Origin of the sequence: Arthrobacter sp. S39, assembly GCF_004320525.1 — a bacterium.
GTDB lineage: Bacteria > Actinomycetota > Actinomycetes > Actinomycetales > Micrococcaceae > Arthrobacter.
In genome coordinates, this window is the sequence record NZ_SIHX01000037.1 from 1 (window position 1) to 1447 (window position 1447).

The window sequence follows — 1447 nt, forward strand, 5'->3', positions numbered from 1 at the left end:
CGGCTCTTCGTGGTTCGTGGGGAATTGATCTCGTGTCGTAGATGACAGAAGGGCCCGTGGCCCTGCTGGGATGAGTGTGTCTAGCATTCAACCAGGAACAGGACCACGAGCCTTGACTGAGCCTACCGGTGTGGCCTCCGACGCTGCCACCAGCATCTTCAACCTGCCCGACTACCGTGTCATTTCCGCCACCGTCTTGGACGACGGGAGCCGCCGGATCATGATCGAAACCGACCAGCCACCTGGCTGCCCGACCTGCGGTGTCGTCGCGACCCGGCGCAAGGAACGACGTGTTCAGCGGATACGGGACATCCCGGTCGCCGGCGCCGTGGAAGTTCTCTGGTCCAAATACCGCTGGCATTGCGAGGAACGGGCCTGCCCGCGGCTCTCGTTCTTTGAATCCACTACACAGGTACCGCGCCGGGCCCGGTCCACCGGTCGGCTCCGGGACCACGTCGTTGACGCGGTGATCCGCTCGGGACGGGCAGTGTCCGAGACCGCCGCAGCGTTCAGTGTCTCGTGGTGGATGGTACGGGCTGCGCTGAATGAAGCCTGCCTGCTCACGCTGCCTGATGTCGATGATCTCAGTCCGCGGATGCTGGGCATTGATGAGCACCGGTTCCGGTCCGTCCGATTCTTCCGCGACCCGGAATCGAGCTCGTGGGTCCGGCATGAACCGTGGATGACGACGATCGTGGACCTGGACACCGGGCAGGTCCTGGGCGTGGTCGATGGGCGGGACCACCAGGGTGTCAGTGACTGGCTCTTCGCCCGGCCACTGGCTTGGCGGCTGGGAGTGCAGGTCGTCGCGATCGACCCGTCTGCCGCGTTCCGGAAAGCGTTGCGGATGTGGCTTCCACGCACCGGCGTCGCCGTTGATCATTTCCACCTCGTCTCACTTGGCAATCTGGCCGTGACCGAGGCCAGGCAGAACCTGTCCCAGCAGGTCAAGGGCCGCCGCGGCCGGGGCGTGGACAAGGCCTGGGCGCACCGGATGCTGCTCCTGCGCGCAGGAGACACGCTGACCGGGAACGCGGCCCACCGCCTGACCGAGGTCTTCGCCGCGGACGACCCGACAGGCAGTCTGGAAGCGGTGTGGAAGGTCAAGGAACAACTGCGGGTACTGCTCCGGACCGGGTCACTCGCAGACGCAGCCGTCGCGAAAGAGGACCTCAGAATCCTTGTTGAGGCCGCCGCACGGCCCGAGACAAACAAGCTCTACCGAACCGTCTGCAGATGGTGGAACGAGATCGAAGTCCTCATCGTCACCGGCGCCACCACCGGCAAGGTCGAGGCCAACAACACCGCCATCAAACACATCAAACGCACCGCCCGCGGCTACCGCAACCCCGGCAATTACAAATCCGTTATCCTCATGAGAAGTGCCGTCCGGACGGCGGCATAACACTCATCCGGGAATCCATTTCCCCATGAACCGCGAAGAGCC

1 protein-coding gene is annotated in these 1447 nt (G+C 64.3%); it reads left to right on the forward strand.

What is annotated here, in order from left to right; translation table 11 throughout:
* Window positions 1–112: 112 nt before the first annotated feature.
* The gene (locus tag EYS21_RS23225) at window positions 113–1405 is read left to right on the forward strand and encodes an ISL3 family transposase (RefSeq protein ID WP_131135596.1); all 1293 of its coding nucleotides are present in this window, start codon (window positions 113–115) and stop codon (window positions 1403–1405) included.
* Window positions 1406–1447: the final 42 nt, after the last annotated feature.